General features: G+C 63.5%; 16 protein-coding genes. 6 read left to right on the top strand and 10 right to left on the bottom strand.

Annotation, left to right across the window (positions count from 1 at the left end):
• Nucleotides 1-3: 3 nt before the first annotated feature.
• The 3 genes from NKJ90_RS28185 to NKJ90_RS28175 all read right to left on the bottom strand — a co-directional run bounded on the left by NKJ90_RS28185 (nt 4) and on the right by NKJ90_RS28175 (nt 1,930).
• Nucleotides 4-480, bottom strand: a complete 477-nt coding sequence (locus tag NKJ90_RS28185; RefSeq protein ID WP_023759140.1) for a DUF2938 domain-containing protein — start codon at nt 478-480, stop codon at nt 4-6.
• 81 nt (nt 481-561) lie between these two features.
• On the bottom strand, nt 562-1,038 hold the full coding sequence (locus NKJ90_RS28180; RefSeq protein WP_023759141.1) for a peroxiredoxin: 477 nt from the start codon (nt 1,036-1,038) through the stop codon (nt 562-564).
• A gap of 85 nt (nt 1,039-1,123) precedes the next feature.
• A complete protein-coding gene (locus NKJ90_RS28175) occupies nt 1,124-1,930 on the bottom strand; it encodes a protein-disulfide reductase DsbD domain-containing protein (protein WP_023759142.1) in 807 nt (268 codons plus the stop codon).
• Between the two features lie 169 nt (nt 1,931-2,099).
• Here NKJ90_RS28175 and NKJ90_RS28170 point away from each other — a divergent pair, with 169 nt between their 5' ends.
• Complete coding sequence (locus NKJ90_RS28170; protein ID WP_023759143.1) at nt 2,100-2,708, top strand: YqgE/AlgH family protein; 609 nt, start codon at nt 2,100-2,102, stop codon at nt 2,706-2,708.
• A 5-nt stretch (nt 2,709-2,713) separates the two neighbouring features.
• Here NKJ90_RS28170 and NKJ90_RS28165 read toward each other — a convergent pair whose 3' ends face one another.
• From NKJ90_RS28165 to thrC, 4 genes are read right to left on the bottom strand one after another with little or no spacing between them, the layout of a single operon-like run.
• Complete coding sequence (locus NKJ90_RS28165) at nt 2,714-5,551, bottom strand: EAL domain-containing protein (RefSeq protein WP_245266595.1); 2,838 nt, start codon at nt 5,549-5,551, stop codon at nt 2,714-2,716.
• 56 nt (nt 5,552-5,607) lie between these two features.
• On the bottom strand, nt 5,608-6,204 hold the full coding sequence (locus tag NKJ90_RS28160) for a GNAT family N-acetyltransferase (RefSeq protein WP_023759145.1): 597 nt from the start codon (nt 6,202-6,204) through the stop codon (nt 5,608-5,610).
• Between the two features lie 15 nt (nt 6,205-6,219).
• On the bottom strand, nt 6,220-7,512 hold the full coding sequence (locus NKJ90_RS28155; protein ID WP_023759146.1) for a M16 family metallopeptidase: 1,293 nt from the start codon (nt 7,510-7,512) through the stop codon (nt 6,220-6,222).
• A 14-nt stretch (nt 7,513-7,526) separates the two neighbouring features.
• A complete protein-coding gene (gene thrC / locus NKJ90_RS28150) occupies nt 7,527-8,924 on the bottom strand; it encodes a threonine synthase (protein WP_023759147.1) in 1,398 nt (465 codons plus the stop codon).
• A 128-nt stretch (nt 8,925-9,052) separates the two neighbouring features.
• On the opposite strand from thrC, the gene NKJ90_RS28145 reads away from it, so the two are divergent.
• Nucleotides 9,053-9,781: a hypothetical protein gene (locus tag NKJ90_RS28145; RefSeq protein WP_023759148.1), complete on the top strand. Its 729-nt coding sequence runs from the start codon at nt 9,053-9,055 to the stop codon at nt 9,779-9,781.
• Nucleotides 9,782-9,823: 42 nt separating this feature from the next.
• On the opposite strand, the gene NKJ90_RS28140 is transcribed toward NKJ90_RS28145, so the two are convergent.
• Nucleotides 9,824-10,513 carry an HAD family hydrolase gene (locus NKJ90_RS28140; RefSeq protein ID WP_023759149.1) on the bottom strand — a complete coding sequence of 230 codons (690 nt, stop codon included), beginning with the start codon at nt 10,511-10,513 and terminating at the stop codon, nt 9,824-9,826.
• A gap of 163 nt (nt 10,514-10,676) precedes the next feature.
• Here NKJ90_RS28140 and NKJ90_RS28135 point away from each other — a divergent pair, with 163 nt between their 5' ends.
• Nucleotides 10,677-11,810 (top strand): site-specific DNA-methyltransferase, encoded by a 1,134-nt coding sequence (locus NKJ90_RS28135; protein WP_023759150.1) that lies wholly within the window; start codon nt 10,677-10,679, stop codon nt 11,808-11,810.
• A gap of 53 nt (nt 11,811-11,863) precedes the next feature.
• Here the strand turns inward: NKJ90_RS28135 and NKJ90_RS28130 are convergent, their stop codons facing one another.
• Together NKJ90_RS28130 and mutY are read right to left on the bottom strand one after the other, a co-directional pair.
• The gene (locus NKJ90_RS28130; RefSeq protein WP_023759151.1) at nt 11,864-12,475 is read right to left on the bottom strand and encodes an HAD family hydrolase; all 612 of its coding nucleotides are present in this window, start codon (nt 12,473-12,475) and stop codon (nt 11,864-11,866) included.
• Complete coding sequence (mutY, locus tag NKJ90_RS28125; protein WP_023759152.1) at nt 12,468-13,664, bottom strand: A/G-specific adenine glycosylase; 1,197 nt, start codon at nt 13,662-13,664, stop codon at nt 12,468-12,470. The genes NKJ90_RS28130 and mutY overlap by 8 nt, the downstream gene beginning before the upstream one ends.
• A 55-nt stretch (nt 13,665-13,719) precedes the next feature.
• On the opposite strand from mutY, the gene NKJ90_RS28120 reads away from it, so the two are divergent.
• The 3 genes from NKJ90_RS28120 to smc all read left to right on the top strand — a co-directional run bounded on the left by NKJ90_RS28120 (nt 13,720) and on the right by smc (nt 18,700).
• Nucleotides 13,720-14,220 (top strand): DUF721 domain-containing protein, encoded by a 501-nt coding sequence (locus tag NKJ90_RS28120; RefSeq protein ID WP_023759153.1) that lies wholly within the window; start codon nt 13,720-13,722, stop codon nt 14,218-14,220.
• A gap of 163 nt (nt 14,221-14,383) precedes the next feature.
• Nucleotides 14,384-15,136: a DsbA family protein gene (locus NKJ90_RS28115; protein WP_352487334.1), complete on the top strand. Its 753-nt coding sequence runs from the start codon at nt 14,384-14,386 to the stop codon at nt 15,134-15,136.
• A 105-nt stretch (nt 15,137-15,241) separates the two neighbouring features.
• On the top strand, nt 15,242-18,700 hold the full coding sequence (gene smc, locus NKJ90_RS28110) for a chromosome segregation protein SMC (RefSeq protein WP_352487333.1): 3,459 nt from the start codon (nt 15,242-15,244) through the stop codon (nt 18,698-18,700).
• Nucleotides 18,701-18,955: the final 255 nt, after the last annotated feature.

Here is an 18,955-nt window from a genome sequence, read left to right as displayed (position 1 = left end):
CGTTCAGCGGATCAGCAGCGCCGTGCCGTACAGCCCGAGCGCGAACACCGTGTGCGACACCAGGTTGAGCGCCCGGATCAGCATCGGATTGGGTCGCTTCGATGCGGCCCAGCCGGCGCCCATGCCGGGCGCCAGCAGGAACCAGCCGGCGCCGACGGTGACGATGCCGAGGATGAAGGCCGGCAGGAAGGTCGGCGCGGCAAGCCAGCCTGCTCCGGCCAGCACCACCAGGATGACGCCGTAGACGATGCCGACAAAATAATGAAAGGCCCAGCCCAGCGCTTTTTCATGCGCGTAGGGCGCTGCACCGCCGATATCGTCGTGAAAGATCTTGTCGCGCAGATGCCAGACCCAGCGACCGACCGGCCCCCAGTTCGGTCGTGGTTGGCCGAACGCCTTGTGCAGGAACATGGCCCACAGGTCCATCGCCACGGTGGCGCCGATGCCGATCGCGATAGCGCGCCAGAAGATGTCAAACATCGCTAAGGTCCCCCCAAAGGCAAGCCCTGGACTACAGGCTCGATCGTGATTGCGGCCCCACGCCCGACGCCTCGCTGAAGTTCAGAGCTGCCCCAGAATATGAGCCGCGCCGGACTCGTCGACACCGGGCTTGGTCTCGACATTGAGTGCGGTGACCTTGCCGTCGTCGATGATCATTGAGAAGCGCCTCGAGCGCAGCCCCATATCGTTGCTGATGTAGTCGAGGCCGACTGCCTTGGCGAAATCGCCACTGCCGTCGGCGAGGAACAGGATTTTGCCCTCACCGCCAGTGAAGTGCGCCCAGGCACCCATGACGTGGACGTCGTTGACCGAAACGACGGCGATTGTGTCGACGCCGCGCACCAGGATGGCGTCATGGTTCTCGAGATAGCCGGGCAAATGGTTGTTGCTGCAGGTCGGCGTGAAGGCGCCGGGAACCCCAAACAGCACGACCTTCTTGCCGGAGAAGATCTCGGCCCCGGTGATCGACTTCGCGCCATCGGCGGTCATCGTCTTGAAGGTCACGTCGGGCAGCTTGTCGCCAACGGAAATGGTCATGAATTCCTCGCTTGGGAAAATCGGGAAGGACGGGTCTTTGCGTAGCGAACTCAACGGCGTCCCGCAACCGTTTGGAGACGCTGGATCAAGGGAAAGGCAGAAGCCCTTCGACCGCACCCACCGAACTCGTCAGCGTGTAGTGAAGCCCACCATCCGTGGGCGTCGCCGACGGGCGATCGAGGATCGGCACTGTGAAAATCAGCTTGCCGTCCTTTTCGCTTCGGGCAGGGGCGCCGAACATGTAATCACGTTCGCCGGCAACGAAGAAATCCGCCGCATCCGGATCGCCGGGAAGACTCGCCTCGACAATCAGCGTTTCGTGGTCGCCCGGCAGGACCTTGATGCCGAAATCGGACCTTGCGGGCGCCGGCAATCCCGAAAAACTTGCCTTCACCAGCGCCGCGTCCTCGGCATTGTCCGGGTCGGAGGCAGGATCAACGATCAGCCGCGTCTGCACCGGTATGCAGATCGTTTCGCAAATACCGAGAAAGATGTCGGCATCGATCACCGCCGGCTGGTTCGGCGTGGCCAGTGTGAATGTCACCGGCAGGGAAACCGGACGGTTGTAGCCTGCCCATTTGCCATAGCCGTCGTCGTGGCGTTGGGGAGCAGGAAACGACAGAGCGGCGTCGGTGATGTTGGTGCTGGCTGAGATGTCGAGCTGCGGCGGCACGCCCGCGTCTCCCGGATCGCGCCAGTAGGTTTTCCAGCCGGGCTTGAGCGCTATGTCGAGAACGCCCTGGATGCGGCCGGCGTCGTCGGGTTGGCCTGATGTCACCAGCCTGACCTTGCCGCCTTCGCTGTTGTACCAGGCCGATGAAGAGGCGACGGCGGGAAGTGCGGTTGCCAATCCGATGGCGGCGCCGAGCAGCAGGGTTTTCAAGCTTCGCATGGCGGTGATTTGATCGTCCGTTCGTGGCCGCGCAATGATTTCATGGTGTTGCCAGTATCATATTTGCGTGACCTCGAGGGGAGAATGCTCGGCCCCGCCGCATGGGCTTTGGTCGAATCCCGCACAGTGCATCTTTTCGGCGCTTTGGAAACGCGTTACGCTGCCTTTCATGGACTTGTTGCGCCACAAGAAGACGGTCGCGAGCCGCGGCTTTCTCGACGATCAGTTCCTGATTGCCATGCCCGGCATGAAGGACGACCGTTTCACGCGCTCGGTCGTCTATATCTGCGCGCACTCAGATGAAGGCGCCATGGGGCTGATCATCAACCAGACGCAGCAAATGTTATTTCCGGATCTGCTCGTGCAACTGGGCATCATGAACGAACACGAGGCGATCCGCCTGCCGGCGCAAGCCCGTGACTTCGTCGTTCGCAATGGCGGGCCCGTGGATCGCAGTCGGGGCTTTGTCCTGCATTCGGGCGACTACCGGGTGGAATCCTCGCTGACCGTTTCGGACGACATCTGCCTGACTGCGACCGTTGACATATTGCGCGCCATATCGTCCGGGCGCGGTCCTCGTCACGCACTGATGGCGCTCGGCTATTCCGGCTGGGGCGCCGGCCAGCTGGAGACCGAGATCGCCGAGAATGGCTGGCTGACTTGCCCGGCCAATGCCGAGCTTCTGTTCGACACCGACATCGAGCGCAAATACGACCGGATTCTCGCTGCGATCGGCATCGATCTCGCCCATCTCAGCCTCGCCGCCGGACACGCCTGAGCTTCTCACGCTTGCGTCAGCGGATACTGCTCCTTCAGCGTCTTCAGCACCTGGTCGCCTGGCATTGGCGCGCCGAACATGAAGCTCTGCACGTATTCGCAGCCCATCTGGCGCAATTCCAGCGCATCGCTGTCGTCCGAAATGCCCTCGGCGACGACAGACAGGCCGAGTTCATGCGCCATGTTGACCATCGATTTGAGCAGCACCGCGCGCTTGGGTGTCTTGTCGTCGACGAAGCTCTTGTCGATCTTGATGGTGTCGAAAGGGAAACGCGTCAGATAGGCCAATGAGGAATAGCCGGTACCGAAATCGTCCAGCGACAGGCCGATGCCGAGCTGCTTCAGCTTGGTCAGCACATGGGCGGTCTGCTCGGGATTGTCCATCACCAGCGATTCGGTGAGCTCGAGCCGGAAGCAGCGCGGCTTCAGGTTTGCGCGGGCGATCACCGAGCGGACGTCGCTGACCAGGTCGCGGCGGATCAACTGGCGGCTGGACAGGTTGACCGAGACCGACAGCGGCGCGTCGCCGATCTGCTTTTGCCAGCTGGCGAGGTCTTCCGCCGCCTGCTGCATGGCGAACAGGCCGAGTTGCACGATCAACCCGCAGCTCTCGGCGACCGGGATGAAATCCGCCGGTGGGATCATGCCGCGGCGCGGATGGTCCCAGCGCAGCAGGGCTTCGAAGCCGGCGACGCTGCCATCCTCCAGCCGCACGATCGGCTGGTAGGCGAGCGTGAACTCGCGCCGCTCGATGGCGCGGCGCAGGTCGGATTCGAATTGCAGCCGATCGGTGCCGACGGTGCGGAAGGCTGGCCGGAACGGCTCGATCCTGTCGCCGCCGAAGCGCTTGGCCTGATGCATGGCCAACTCGGCATCCTTGACCATGTCCTCGGCCGACATTTGCGGCGAGTTCCAGGTGATCAGTCCGATCGAGGCCGTCAGCACGATCTCGCGTTTGGCGAAGGTGATCGGATTGTTGATGGCATGCTTGATGGCGTCCGCGACTGCGGCGATGCGGGCGGGATCCTGTTCGGAAAGCAGCATCAGCGCGAACTGGTCGCCGGCAAAGCGCGACAGCGAATCCTTCGGCTTCAAGAGCCGGTGGAGGCGGCGCGCTATGGTCAAAAGGATGGTGTCGCCGGCAGAAATGCCGAGCCCGTCATTGACCTGCTTGAAACGGTCGATGTCGATGACGAACACGGTCGGGCGCACCTTCTCTTCAGTGCGGGCGATCGAGATGATGGCTTCCAGCCGGTTCATCAGCAATTCGCGGTTCGGCAGGCCGGTCAGATTGTCGTGCACCGCATCGTGGAGCAGCCTTTCCTCGGATTTCTTCTGCTCGGTGACGTCGACCATGGTGCCGACGCAGCGGATGACTTCGCCGTCCGACCCGATCACCGGACGCGCGCGGAGCGAGAACCAATGATAATGGCCGTCGGCGCCGCGCAGTCGGAAGTTCTGTGACACCCGGCCACGCCGGTGTTCGAGCACCACGTCGAGCGTCGTGCGGAACGTGTCGCGGTCGTCGGCATGCAGCACCGGCAGCCAGTTGCGTGCGGCACCACCGAGGCTGTTGGGCGCCAGGCCGAGTTGGATGCTGACATCGGGCTTGGTGACGACGCGGTCGCGCAGCACGTCCCAGTCCCAAACCGTGTCACCCGATCCGGCCACCGCCAGCGCCTGCCGTTCGAGGTCGGAGAACAGGCCCTGATGCAGCGCGCCGCCGGCAAAGGCATGCTGCATGACGGTGAAGCCGATCAACAGGATGATCAGGATCAGCCCGCCGCCCAAGGCCGGCTGGGCGATATCGTTGTCGAGCATGCCGGTGATCGCCATCCACGATCCGCACAGCCACAACAGCACCATGACCCAACTGGGCACCAGCATGATGGCGCGGTCGTAGCCGCGTATGCCGAGGAAGATGATCAGGCCGAGCCCGGTCAGCGCGGTGGCGGCGAAGGACAGCCTGGCGATGCCGGCGGCGACCGCCGGGTCGACGATGGCGACGCCGGCGATCAGCACAAGTCCGAGGATCCAGACCAATGCACCGTAGCTGAAATGGCCGTGCCATCGGTTGAGGTTGAGGTAGGCGAACAGGAACACCACGAAAGTTCCCGCCAGCGCCACTTCCGTTCCGGCGCGCCACATCTGCTCGTTGCCGGGCGATATCTCGATGATCTTGTTGAGGAAGCCGAAATCGACGCAGATATAGGCCAGCACGGCCCAGGCAAGTGCCGCGGTCGCTGGGAACATCGAGGTTCCCTTGACCACGAACAGGATGGTCAGGAACAGCGCCAGCAGGCCTGCAATGCCGATGACGATGCCGCGAAACAGCGTGTAGGAATTGACCGAGTCCTTGTAGGATTCCGGATCCCAGAGATAGACCTGAGGCAGCTTCGGCGAGGCCAGTTCGGCGATGAAGGTAATGACCGTGCCGGGGTTCAGCGTCACCCGGAACACGTCGGCGTCGGGGCTGGTCTGGCGGTCGAGCGCGAAGCCTTCGCTGGGCGTGATGGCGGCGATGCGGGTCGAGCCGAGATCCGGCCAGAAGATGCCTGAATTCACCAGTCGGAAATGCGGTGCGACGATCAGCCTGTCGAGCTGCTGGTCGGTGGTGTTGGCCAGCGCGAACACCGCCCAGTCGCCGGTCGAACGCGCGTCATTGGCCTCGACCTCGATGCGCCTCACGATGCCGTCCGGACCCGGAGCGGTCGACACCTGGAAATTCTCGCCCTGGTTCCGATAGATCTCGACGGCACCGGAAAGGTCGAGCGCGACGTCGTCGCGGGCAATCTTGATCGGCTCGACTGCGAAGGCAGAGTTCGCCGCGCACAGCGTCAGCATTGTCGCGATGACAAAGGCGAACAGCAGCCCGTTTCGCAGGAAATTCGTCAAAAAAATCAGTCCTTCGTTCCAACGCACGGCGGATCGTCTGCGATCCGGGCATAGAGGTAGTGGTCCTGCCAGATGCCGTTGATCCTGAGATAGGATCGCAGAAGTCCTTCGCGCCGGAATCCGGCTTTTTCAAGCACGCGGATCGACCTGATATTGTCGGGAATACAGGCCGCTTCGATCCGGTGCAACCTCAGCGTATCGAAGGCGAAGCGGGTCACCACCTTGACTGCGTCGGTCATCAGACCGCGGCCGCCAAAGCGTTCGCCGATCCAGTAGCCGACATGGCCGCTTTGCGAGACGCCATGGCGTATGTTGCCGAGCGTGATGCCGCCCGCCAGTTTGCCGCTGCTGCCTTCGAAGATGAAGAAGGCGATGGCCGTCCCCTGCGCATAGTCTTCGCGGTAGCGGCTGATGCGAAGCCGCCACGCATTGCGGTCGAGTTCGTCGGGAGTCCAGCGCGGCTCCCAAGGTTCCAGGAAGGCGCGGCTTTCACCGCGCACCGCCGCCCACTCGCGGTAATCATTGGTGAATGGCACGCGCAGTGTGACGCGGTCGCCTTTCAGCGCCGGTAGGTCACGGCGGAAGAAAGGGAGCGCGAACATGGCGCTTTGAGGGGCTTAGACGGCGAGCTTGCGGGCCGTGGTCTGCGTGCCTGCGAGCGATTCGAGGATCGCCTCGTATGGCGCCAGTGTGCCCACGGGCCCGACAGCGGTAAGCGTCGGCTTGGTCGAGAACAATCGCGACGACAGATCGGTCAGCCGCTCGATCGTCAGCGCCGCCAGCCGTTCCATCAATTCCTCCTTGGCGATCGGCCGGCCGAACAGAAGCAGTTGCCGTGCGATCTGCGAAGCCCGGCTGGCCGGGCTTTCGGCGGACATGATCAGCCCGGCGCGATATTGCGCACGCGCACGGTCGAGTTCTTCCTGCAGGATGTTCTCGCCGGCCTTCTGCAGTTCGTCGATGATGACAGGGACCAGTTCGGCGATATCGCTCTGGCCGGTGGCGGCATGGACGCCGAAGACGCCTGTGTCGGAAAAGCCCCAATGGAAGGCATAGACCGAATAGCACAGGCCGCGTTTTTCGCGGACCTCCTGGAACAGGCGCGACGACATGCCGCCGCCGAGGATCATCGACAGCACCTGCGAGGCATAGAAGTCGCGCACATGATAGGCGCGGCCTTCGAACCCAAGCACGATCTGCGCGTCCATCAGGTCGCGGTCCTCGCGGAAATCGCCGCCGATATATTGCGCATATTGCGGGATGGTGCTGTCGGCCTTGCTGCGGAAGCCGCCGAGCTGCTTTTCGACCTCGCGCACGAAATTGTCGTGCTTGATGTCGCCGGCAGCGACAATCACCATGCGCTCGGCGCCATATTGCCTTTCGATGAAATCGTGCAACTGCCTTGAGGTGAAGGATTTGACGGTTTCCGGCGTGCCCAGGATCGAGCGTCCGATCGTCTGGTGGCGAAACGCCGTCTCCGTGAAACGGTCGAAGACGATGTCGTCGGGCGTGTCGTGCGCGGCCCCGATCTCCTGCAGGATCACATGCTGCTCGCGTTCGAGTTCCTGTGGGTCGAACTCGGACTCCTGCAGGATGTCGGCAAGAATGTCGACGGCCAGCGGCACATCGTCGGAGAGCACCCTGGCATAGTAGGAGGTGGTTTCGACGCTGGTGGCGGCGTTGATCTCACCGCCGACGTCCTCGATCTCCGAGGCTATTTCGAAGGCGCTTCGCCTATTGGTACCCTTGAACGCCATGTGCTCGAGCAGATGGGCCATGCCATGCTCGTTGTCACGTTCATTGCGAGCACCCGACTTGACCCAGGCTCCAAGGGCAACCGATTCGATACTTTGAAGGGTTTCGGTGGCGACTGTCAGGCCGTTCGACAGACGGCTTACCTCAACACCCATATGGCTACTACTCCCTAACGCGCCGCCCGCGCGCGGCGGCCGACGTAATCTTCCACCATTTTCAGGTCGGATGGAAGTACCGTGTATTTTTCCTCGGATGTCATCAACCCCCCTAGCCATGCGGGCAGTGCGGGCGACACGCCGCTGGCGGCTTCGACGGCGGCCGGAAACTTTGCCGGGTGGGCGGTGCCCAGTACCACCATCGGCACGGCGCCTGACGCCTTGCCCGCCGCGACATGCACGGCTGCCGCGGTGTGCGGATCGAGCAGGTAGTTGCTGGCCGCGAGCGTCGAGCGGATGGTGGCGGCGACCTCATCCATATCGGCCCGGTCTGCATCGAATTCGGAGCGCATCCCGACGATTTGCTGGGGCTCGATGGTGAAAGCGCCGGACTGCTTCAGACTGTCCATGTAGCGCCGCACCGTCGCGGCGTTGCGACCAGAGGCCTCGAACAGCAAGCGTTCGAAATTGGACGACACCTGGATGTCCATCGACGGAGACGTGGTCGCAAAGACGCCTTTGGTGCGGTATTCGCCGGTCGCGAAGGTCCGCGCCAGGATGTCGTTGTCGTTGGTGGCGATGACCAGCCGTTCGATCGGCAAGCCCATCTTCTTGGCTGCGTAGCCGGCGAAGATATCGCCGAAATTGCCGGTCGGCACCGTGAAGGAGACCGGCCTGTCCGGGGCGCCGAGCGACAGCGCCGAGGAAAAATAATAGACGATCTGGGCCATGATACGGGCCCAGTTGATCGAATTGACGCCGGAAAGCGCAACCCGGTCGCGAAAGCTATGATCGTTGAACATATCCTTGAGCAGGCCCTGGCAATCGTCGAAATTACCTTCGATCGCCAGCGCGTGGACGTTCTCAGCCGTCGATGTCGTCATCTGCCGCTGCTGCACCGGCGAGACGCGGCCGTGCGGGAAAAGGATGAAGATGTCGGTGCGGCTGCGCCCGGCAAACGCATCGATTGCCGCCCCACCGGTATCGCCCGAGGTGGCACCGACGATGGTGGCGTGCTGATCGCGTTCGGTAAGCACGTGGTCCATCAGCCGGGCCAGAAGCTGCATCGCCACGTCCTTGAAGGCAAGCGTCGGCCCGTGGAAGAGCTCCAGGATGAAGGTGTTGGGGCCGGTTTGCACCAGCGGGCAGACGGCCTCGTGGCGGAAGGTGGCGTAGGCTTCGCGCACCAGCCGTTCGAAGACCGATGCCGGGATCTCGTCGCCGAGAAACGGCGACAGCACGCGGATGGCAAGATCGGGATAGGCAAGGCCGCGCATGGCTCGGATCTCGGCCGCGGAAAACCGCGGCCACTCGCGCGGCACATAGAGCCCGCCGTCGCGCGCCAGGCCAGCCAGCACGGCGTCGGAAAATCCAAGAACGGGGGCTTCGCCTCGGGTACTCACATATTGCATATCACAAATCCGTTACTGCTTGGCTTTTCCGTCCACTGCAAGGTGGTTAATTTCTGCGCTGGCTCAGTCGCATTTTTGCCGCGCGGTTGATATACGTCACCAGCTTTGCGAGAGGGAAGTGCAGTTTCATGGTGTTTCGTACATTTAGTGGTCGCTTTTTGGCGGGTCTTGCGCTCACCGGCTTTATGCTTGCCGCCGCCGGCTGCCAATCGGGCGACAATGGCATTCTGAACCTCGGCTTTGGCAAGAAGGACCCGACGGCGCCACCGCCGCCGCAGGATCCCAAAATACTGGCCAGCCAGTTGCAAGCCTATTGTCCCAGAGTGACGGTGCGTGACGGCACGGCCTTCTTCAACACCTATTCCAAGGACGTCCAGAAGCCCAGGCCCAAGCTCAAGAAGACGGGCGACGCCGCGCAGGATGCCGCCGCCCAGGCCGCGGCCGACGCCGCCGCTGCTGCTCCGCCCGACGAGTCTGCGAACATCGTCTACCAGGCATCGGTCAGCGACGTGACGCGCGACTGCAGCCGTGCCAACGGCCAGCTGACGATGAAGATCGCGGTCGCGGGCAAGATTGTGCCGGGGCCGAAGTTCTCGCCCGGCAACATCACCATGCCAATTCGCATCGCCGTGATGCACGGTGCCGAGGTCCTCTACTCGCAAATCCACCAATATCAGGTCCAGGTCACCGATCCCTCGGTCGCCACCCAGTTCGTCTTCACCGATTCCAATGTTGTCGTGCCCGAGCCGACGGCGCAGGACTATCAAGTCTTTGCCGGCTATGATGAAAACGCGCCGAAGGCGACGACGGACAAGCCTAAGAAGACCCGCAGGAAGAAAGCTGCCGCGACGAACTAAGTCTCGGCATTTGGATGAAGCGTGCGTCGCGGCGCACGCTTTTCAGGCATCCGCCGACCACTCCGACAGCGCTGCGATCACGCTTTTCAGCTCTGCCCAGCGCCGTATCACCGTCTCGGCGCCGGCTTCGGTCAGCGCGTCGGCATGGCCGGGATAGCTGTGGGCGGCGCCGGTGAAGCCGATCACCCGCATGCCGGCCGTCCTGGCGCCATGGACGCCGTGCACGGAATCCTCGATGACGAACGTGTTCGCCGGGTTTGCGTTGAGTTTCTCCGCCGCAAACAGGAACACGTCTGGGGCAGGCTTGGTTTTTCCGGTCGGTGTTTCCATCGCGGAAAAAATGCGGTCCTTGAAGAAGGGCATCAGGTGAACCTTCTCCAGCATGAATTCGATGCGCTCGGAGCGCGAATTCGAGCAGACGCAGTGCGGCGCGGTGACCGCGGCGACTGCCTCGCGCGCGCCATCGATGGCACGTACGTTGCTGCGCAATTTGCGGTCGACCAATTCTTCGGCGCGGTCGATCAACGATACCTGGAACGGGATGCTGGACTTCTCCTCGACCCGTATCATGATGTCCTTGAACGTCAGACCAGCGTAGGTCTCGGCGAGTTCTTCCGCAGAGATTTCGTACCCGGCTAAGGTCAGCAGCTCCGCCTCGACGCGGGCGGCAATGATTTCGGAATCGACGAGCACGCCGTCGCAATCGAAGATGACAAGGTCTGGCTGGGGCATGGTGATCCGGACAATGGGAGGATGAAGGGCCTCGGGAGGTGAGGCGGCGCGGCATACACCAACAGGGCCACCTTCGCAAACTCGGCAGTCTTCACCGAATATTTACGCTGATCGGTAACCATAACAGAGAGTAAAACAGTAACGCGTGCCCCTGGGTGTCAGAATGTCTGCCGTGCGTCTTCTCGACGAGCTATCCCACGCTCCCCTGCAATCCGAATGGCTGGACACGATCCTCAAGGGCGACTGCGTCGCCGCGCTCGACCGGCTGCCCGAAAAGTCGATCGACGTCATCTTCGCCGATCCGCCATACAATCTGCAGCTCGACGGCGATCTGCACCGGCCTGATCAGTCGAAGGTCGATGCGGTCGATGACGACTGGGACCAGTTCGAAAGCTTCGAGGCCTATGACGCTTTCACCCGTGCCTGGCTCCTGGCGGCGCGGCGGGTGCTGAAGCCCAACGGCACCATCTGGGTCATCGGCTCCTATCACAACATCTTCCGGGTCGGAGCCAAGATGCAGGATCTCGGCTTCTGGATCCTCAACGACGTGGTCTGGCGCAAGACCAACCCGATGCCGAATTTCCGCGGCCGCCGCTTCCAGAACGCCCATGAGACGATGATCTGGGCCTCGCGCGACCAGAAGGGCAAGGGCTATACCTTCAACTACGAAGCGATGAAGGCGTCCAACGACGACATCCAGATGCGCTCCGACTGGCTGTTTCCGATCTGCACCGGCGGCGAGCGGCTGAAGAACGACAATGGCGACAAGCTGCACCCGACGCAGAAGCCGGAAGCGCTGCTCGCCCGCATCATGATGGCGTCGACCAAACCGGGCGACATAGTTCTCGATCCTTTCTTCGGTTCCGGCACCACCGGCGCGGTCGCCAAGCGCCTCGGTCGCCATTTCGTCGGCATCGAGCGCGAACAGGCCTATATCGACGCCGCCAACGAGCGCATCGACGCGGTGCGGCCGCTGGATGGCGCGGATCTCACGGTGCTTACCGGCAAGCGCGCCGAGCCGCGCGTCGCCTTCGTCAGCCTCATCGACACCGGGCTGATGATGCCGGGCGCGACGCTCTACGACGCCAAGAAGCGCTGGGCGGCCAAGGTGCGCGCCGACGGCACGGTGGCGATCGGCGACAGCGCCGGCTCGATCCACAAGATCGGCGCCGAGGTGCAAGGGCTGGATGCCTGCAACGGCTGGACCTTCTGGCACTATGAGCGCAGCGGCGGCCTGACCCCCATCGACGAGCTTCGCCGCATCGCACGGCTTGGCATGGAGCGGGCAGGGGCCTGATCTCCTGCCAATTGCTACGAAAGTAGCAACGCAACGGATCGCTGCGGTTCAAATCACGCCTTGATTCCAAGGCGTTGAAGGTCTGCTTGAAGCGTCTTCGCATCGGTGAACAGCACCGACTGCCAGCCTGCCGCCTTGGCGCCGTCGACATTCTTCTGGCTGTCGTCGATGAACAGCGTGGCCGATGGCTCCAGCCCGAATGCGGCGACGTGATGGTCGTAAATGCCGCGATCCGGCTTGATCATGCCGATCTCGCCCGAGATGGTGACGCCGCGCGGCCGCTCGAGAAAATCGAAGCGCTCGCGGGCCTCGGCCAGCGTGTCGCTGGCGAAGTTGGTCAGCATGGTCACGTCGTGGCCGCTCTCGATCAGGCCGACCATGATGGCGACGCTGTCTTCGTAGGCATGCGGCACCATTTCGTGCCAGTGGCGGCGGAAACCGCGGATGTTTTCCGCTTGATCGGGATGGTCCGCTATCAGCAGCGCCTCGGCCTCTTCCCAGGTCCGGCCGCGATCCTGCTCGATGTTCCAGTCATGCGTGCAGACATTGTCGAAAAACCACTTTCTCTCCTCGGCATCCGGAATGAGGCGGCTGAACGGAATGTTGGGATCGTAGTGGATCAGCACTCTGCCGATGTCGAAAACGATGTGGCGTATTTCAGTCATGGGGCCTCTTTGCACTGTGTGGCGACGGCTTTTTCGTCGCGCCGGGTATCGCAGCCTCGATTGCCTTTTTCATGACAGTCGGCAACGCCTCGCCGGAAATCTCGTGGGCGAGCGACCAGAAATGCCCTTCCGGCGCATCACCTTTGATGTGGGCGTGAAAGACTTCGAGTTCGAGAGCGAAATGGGTGAAGACATGGGCAATCTGGCCGGCACGCCGCCAGTCGGCAGGGAAAGGCGCGGCCGCTTCCGTGGTGCCTCCATCGATCCGCGCGGTCCAGCCTGTCGTCGGCACCTCGGTCATGCCGCCAAGCAAACCCTTCTCCGCCCGTTTGCGCAGCATAATGGCGCCGTCGCCCCGTACGGCGACGAAGGCGGCGCCGCGTCGCAGCGGCTTGTCGGCCTTTGGCAGGCGCACCGGGAAGTGCTCGGGATCGCCTGAAACGACCGCGCTGCAGTCTTCGCGCAGCGGGCACAGCATGCAGCGCGGCCGGCGCGGGGTGCAGATGGTGGCGCCGAGATCCATCATCGCCTGGGCGAAGTCGCCCGGCCTTGTCCCTGGCATCATGCGTTGGACATGGGCGCGGATCTCAGGCTTCGCCTCGCCCAGCGGCGTCGTGATCGAAAACAGCCGGGAGATGACGCGTTCGACATTGCCGTCGACGACGGCGGCGGGGCGGCCGAAGGCGATCGCCATGATGGCCGCCGACGTATAGGCGCCGATGCCGGGCAGTTCTCTCAATCCCGTTTCCGTGTCGGGAAACCGGCCGCCACGCAGGGCCACCAGATCGGCGCAGGCCTTGAGATTGCGGGCACGGGAGTAGTAGCCGAGCCCGGCCCAGGCTTTCATCACGTCCTCGGTCGGCGCCGAGGCCAGCGCCTCGACATCAGGCCATTTCTCGACGAAAACCCGGAAATAGGCCTTCACCGCCTCGACCGTGGTCTGCTGCAGCATGACTTCGGACAGCCAGACGCGGTAGGGATCAGGCCTTACGCCCCGCGCATGCTCGCGTGGCGTTATCCGCCACGGCAGTTCGCGGTGGTGCACATCGTACCAGCCGAGCAAGCGGGATGCGATATCGTCACGAACTCTAGATGTGGCTTTGCCACTATCTCCAGATGCAGCTTCTCCGGATGCAGCGTTGCTGCTATCTCGGGAGGCGGTCTTGCGGGTCTGGTCTGCTGGTGCCATTGATCGGGAATTGGCCTTGGCCGATACTGATGAACGTCGTGGCTGGAGAACGTACATGGCAGGGAGAACGCCCTACGGCAATCCCGTCCCGATCAGCGATCTCGCGACCAAGATCCTCGATCCGGTGCTGCGCAAGCGGGCCGGCATTTCGATCGGCCTCGTCCAGTCATGGGAAGAGATCGCCGGCCCACGTCTGGCCAGCCACTCGCGCCCTGAAAAAATCCAGTGGCCGCGCCGCATGCATGAGGACGATCCGTTCGAGCCGGCGGTGCTGGTCATCGCCTGCGAAGGCATGGCGGCACTTCACCTGCAGCACGAGACCGGCGAGATCATCAACCGGGTCAACGCCTTCCTCGGTTTCACTGCCATCAGCCGCATCAGAATTCTGCAGAAGCCGGTGACAGCCGACAAGGCAAGGCGCAGACCGGCCCTCAGGCCGCTGACGGCAGCCGAGAAGACGAAACTGTCGGGGACTGTCGGCCTTGTCGACAATGACGGACTGCGCGCATCGCTGGAAAAACTTGGCGCGACCATTATCGGGGAGAGGAAGTCATAAGCCTCTTGAAGAAAGTCATGGATTTGTCGTCAATATCTCGCTTTCGTGATCGCCTTTGTCAGGTTAGGCGATTGGATTGGGGATGGAGATGCCTTAATTCGCGCCAACTCTCGCCTTTTCGTGTCTTTGCATTGCAAAATCCAACCCTTGTCAGGTGATTCGTATGAACCGTCCCCCGTTTGGCCAAACTCTGTCTCGCAGAAACGTTCTGTCTTCGCTTGCGGCCATTCCGGCGGTTGCCCTGCTCGCCGCCTGCAGCGACTCCAGCGAGGAGGCCAAGGCCGCGGATGTGAAGCCAGCGGCCCCGGCCGCCCCCGCCAAGCCTGCGACGGCGGCCACGCCGGCCGCCGCTACCGCGCCGGAGGCCCAGGGCACCGTGGACATGGCGGAACTGATGAAGCCGGGTGCGCTGCCCGACAAGCAGCTTGGCAAGGACGACGCCAAGGTCACCATCGTCGAATACGCCTCGATGACCTGCCCGCACTGCGCGCATTTCGCCGAGACCACCTTTCCGGAACTGAAGACCAAGTACATCGACACCGGCAAGGCGCGCTACATCCTGCGCGAATTCCCGTTCGATCCGAGCGCCGAAGCCGGTTTCATGCTGGCGCGCTGCGCCAAGGATAACTATTTCCCGATGGTGGATGTCCTGTTCAGGCAGCAGGCGAACTGGGTCGGCGTCCAGAACACCAAGGATGCGCTGCTGCAAATCTCGAAGCTCGCCGGTTTTACACAGGAGTCCTTCGAGGCCTGCTTGACGGACCAGAAACTTCTGGACGATGTGAGATCGGTCCAGAAGCGCGGCGCTAATGAATTCAAGGTCGACTCGACACCGACCTTCTTCATCAACGGTAAGACCTACAAGGGGGCGATGTCGATTGAGGAAATGTCGGCCATTATCGACCCCTTGCTCTGACATACGGTCAGCGCTGAGGCGGCGCCGCTTCGGCGCGCGCCGCGTCTCGTTGTGCCGTGAATTCCCATCGCAAAACCGTGCAAACCCGCTTGATAGGCTGCGCGAATGAAGTTTTCGCGCCTTCGCCTTCTCGGTTTCAAGTCTTTCGTCGAGCCCGGTGAGTTCGTCATCGAACGCGGACTGACCGGCATTGTCGGGCCGAACGGCTGCGGCAAGTCGAACCTTGTCGAGGCTCTGCGCTGGGTGATGGGCGAAAGCTCCTACAAGAATATGCGCGCGTCCGGCATGGACGATGTCATCTTTTCCGGCTCGGGCACGCGCCCGGCACGCAACACCGCCGAAGTCACGCTTTTCCTCGACAACAGTGACCGTAGCGCGCCCGCGGCCTTCAACGATGCCGACGAACTGCAGGTGTCGCGCCGCATCGAGCGCGAGGCGGGCTCGCTTTATCGCATCAACGGCAAGGAAGCGCGCGCCAAGGACGTGCAGCTTCTGTTCGCCGACCAGTCGACCGGCGCGCGTTCGCCGTCGATGGTCGGTCAGGGCCGTATCGGCGAACTGATCCAGGCCAAGCCGCAGGCGCGCCGCGCACTGCTCGAAGAAGCGGCCGGCATTTCCGGCCTGCACACCCGCCGCCATGAGGCCGAACTGCGGCTGAAGGCGGCCGAGCAGAACCTCGAACGGCTGGACGACGTCGTCGGTGAACTGGAAAGCCAGATCGAAAGCCTGAAGCGCCAGGCGCGCCAGGCGTCCCGCTTCAAGAACCTGTCGGCCGACATCCGCAAGGCCGAAGCAACGCTCCTGCATCTGCGCTGGACACTGGCCAAGACGCAGGAGGGCGATGCGCGCTCGGCGCTTGCGGTTGCCACGGCGCTTGTCGGCGACCGCGCCGCCGCACAGATGGCCGCCGCCCGCGAGCAAGGCATCGGCGCTCACCGCCTGCCCGATCTGCGCGACGCGGAAGCCGCCGCTGCCGCTGCCTTCCAGCGCCTGTCGATCGCCAAGTCGCAGATCGAGGAGGAAGCCGGCCGTATTCGCGCCCGTCAGACCGAACTCGAGCGCCGGCTGCAGCAACTCGACGGCGACATCGCCCGTGAGGAGCGCATGGTCCGCGACAATGCGGACATCCTCGAACGCCTTCGCACCGAAGAAGCCACGCTGAATTCCGAAAACGCCGGTGCGGCCGAGCGCGAGGCCACCACCCGCGCCGCTTTCGAACAGGCGGCATCGACGCTTTCGCAAAGCGAATCCAAGCTCGCCTCGCTGACCGCCGAGCGGGCGGAGGCCGCCGCCGCACGCAACCAGATCGAGCGGACGCTGCGCGACACCGCCGAGCGCCGCGACCGCTTCGGCCGTCAGCTTGCCGATGTCGACCGCGAATTGTCGGAGATACTCTCCAAGGTCGCCGGCCTGCCGGATCCGGCCGAGAAGCGCGTGCTGGTCGAACAGGCCATGGCGCTGCTGGAGGAAGCCGAGGCTGCCGTATTGGAGACCGAACAGTCGGTCATCGATGCGCGCGCTACCGAGAGCTCTGCCCGCCCACCGCTTCAGGATGCCAGGGCCGAACTGGCACGGATCGAGACGGAAGCGCGCACGCTGGCCAAGATACTCAATGCCGCCAGCGGCGACCTTTTCCCGGCCGTGCTGGAGCAGATCAGTGTCGATCGCGGTTTCGAGACGGCGCTTGGTGCGGCCCTTGGTGAAGACCTCGACGTGCCGCTCGACCGCAGCGCACCGGTGCATTGGGGCGAAAGCGGAATCCAGCCCGGCGACGCGGCTCTGCCCGAAGGCGTCAGGAGCCTTGCCAGCGTGGTTCACGCGCCGGCACAACTGGCCCGACGCCTGGCGCAGATCGGTATCGTCGAGCCGGGCGATGGCCGCCGCCTGCAGGCGCTCCTTGCTCCCGGCCAGCGGCTGGTCAGCCGCGAGGGCGCGCTGTGGCGCTGGGATGGCTTTACCGCCAGCGCCGACGCACCGACCGCCGCCGCACAGCGGCTGGCGCAAAAGAACCGGCTGGCCGAACTCGATGCCGAGGCGATACAGGCGACGCTCGTCCTGCGCCAGGCCGAGGAGGCGCTTGCGCAGGCCGAACAGGCGCTCCGCCTGGCGAGCGAGGCCGAGCGCAATGCGCGCCAGGCCGGTCGTGACGCTCAGCATCGGCTGGACGCTGCCCGCAATGCGCTGGTTGAGGCTGAACGGGCCGGCGGCGAATTGCAGAGCCGCCGCGCGGCACTGGATGAGGCGCGTGCCCGCATCGTCGACAGCTATGAGGAGACCTCGGAAGCCTTCGCCGAGGCGGAAATGCTGCTGCAGGACGCGCCCGATCTCGGCGACCTGCAATTGCAGCTCGAACAGTCCTCGGCCAATGTCGCCCGCGACCGCGCCACGCTTGCCGATGCACGTGCGGTGCACGAGGGTCTGCGGCGCGAAGCCGAGGCACGCGCGCGCCGGCTCGATGCCATTGGCGCCGAGCGCAGCAACTGGCTGGAGCGGGCTGAAAACGCCTCGACGCAGATCGCATCGCTTGGCGAACGCAAAGCCGAAGCCGGGGCCGAACGCGAGCGGTTGGCGGATGCTCCCGATGAAATCGACGCCAAGCGGCGCGCGCTGCTGTCGCAACTCACCGAAGCCGAGACCTTGCGCAAGGCGGCGGCCGATCGTTTGCAGGAAGCAGAGAACCGGCAATCCGAACTGGACAAGGCCGCCACCGGCGCCATCCAGTTCCTGGCCGAAGCGCGCGAGACCCGTGTTCGTGCCGAAGAGCGGCTGACCGCGGCCGACGAACGCCGGCTGGAGGTCGAGGCGCGCATCCAGGAAACGCTGAACACGCCGCCGCATCTGGTCATTCGCCACACCGGTCTGGAGGCTGACAGCCCGATGCCCGACATGGCCGAGATCGAGCGTCAGCTCGATCGGCTGAAGATCGAGCGCGAACGGCTGGGCGCCGTCAACCTGCGCGCCGAGGAAGAGCAGAAGGAGCTTTCCGACCGGCTCGAGGCGATCGTGTCCGAGCGCGAGGACATCATCGAGGCGATCCGCAAGCTCAGGCAAGCAATCCAGAGCCTCAACCGCGAAGGCCGTGAGCGACTGCTCGCCGCCTTCGACGTCGTCAACAGCCATTTCCAGCGGCTGTTCTCGCATCTGTTCGGCGGCGGCACGGCGGAGTTGCAGCTGATCGAATCCGACGATCCGCTCGAGGCCGGGCTCGAAATCCTGGCCCGCCCGCCCGGCAAGAAGCCGCAGACCATGACACTGTTGTCCGGTGGCGAGCAGGCGCTGACGGCGATGTCGCTGATCTTCGCCGTGTTCCTGACAAATCCGGCGCCGATCTGCGTGCTCGACGAAGTCGACGCCCCACTCGACGATCACAATGTCGAGCGCTTCTGCAATCTCATGGACGAGATGGCCAACACCACCGAGACGCGCTTCGTCATCATCACCCACAATCCAATCACCATGGCGCGCATGAACCGGCTGTTCGGCGTGACGATGGCCGAGCAGGGCGTCAGCCAGCTTGTCTCGGTCGACCTGCAGGCCGCCGAAGCGATGCGCGAAGCGAGCTGACGCGGTCCGGCTGTCGACTATCCGCCGTTGCGGTGCATGGCCCAGTTCGCGCACGAGCATGAAGGCGCCGAAACGCAGTTGGACAAGTAGCCAAGGCTTGGCCTCGCTTCCGAGCTAGAGCGGAATGAATTGAGGCTGAATCGGCGTGGGATTCCCTTAGGCGTGCAAATCTGATTCAACCTTCATGCTGGGCAAGGAGGTCAGCATGGATGGGCAAGCCTTACTCGATGGATCTTCGCGAACGGGTTGTTGCGT

This window comes from Mesorhizobium sp. M0051, from assembly GCF_040323235.1.
Classification (GTDB): Bacteria; Pseudomonadota; Alphaproteobacteria; order Rhizobiales; family Rhizobiaceae; genus Mesorhizobium.
This window is presented reverse-complemented; position numbering and strand designations above follow the sequence as displayed.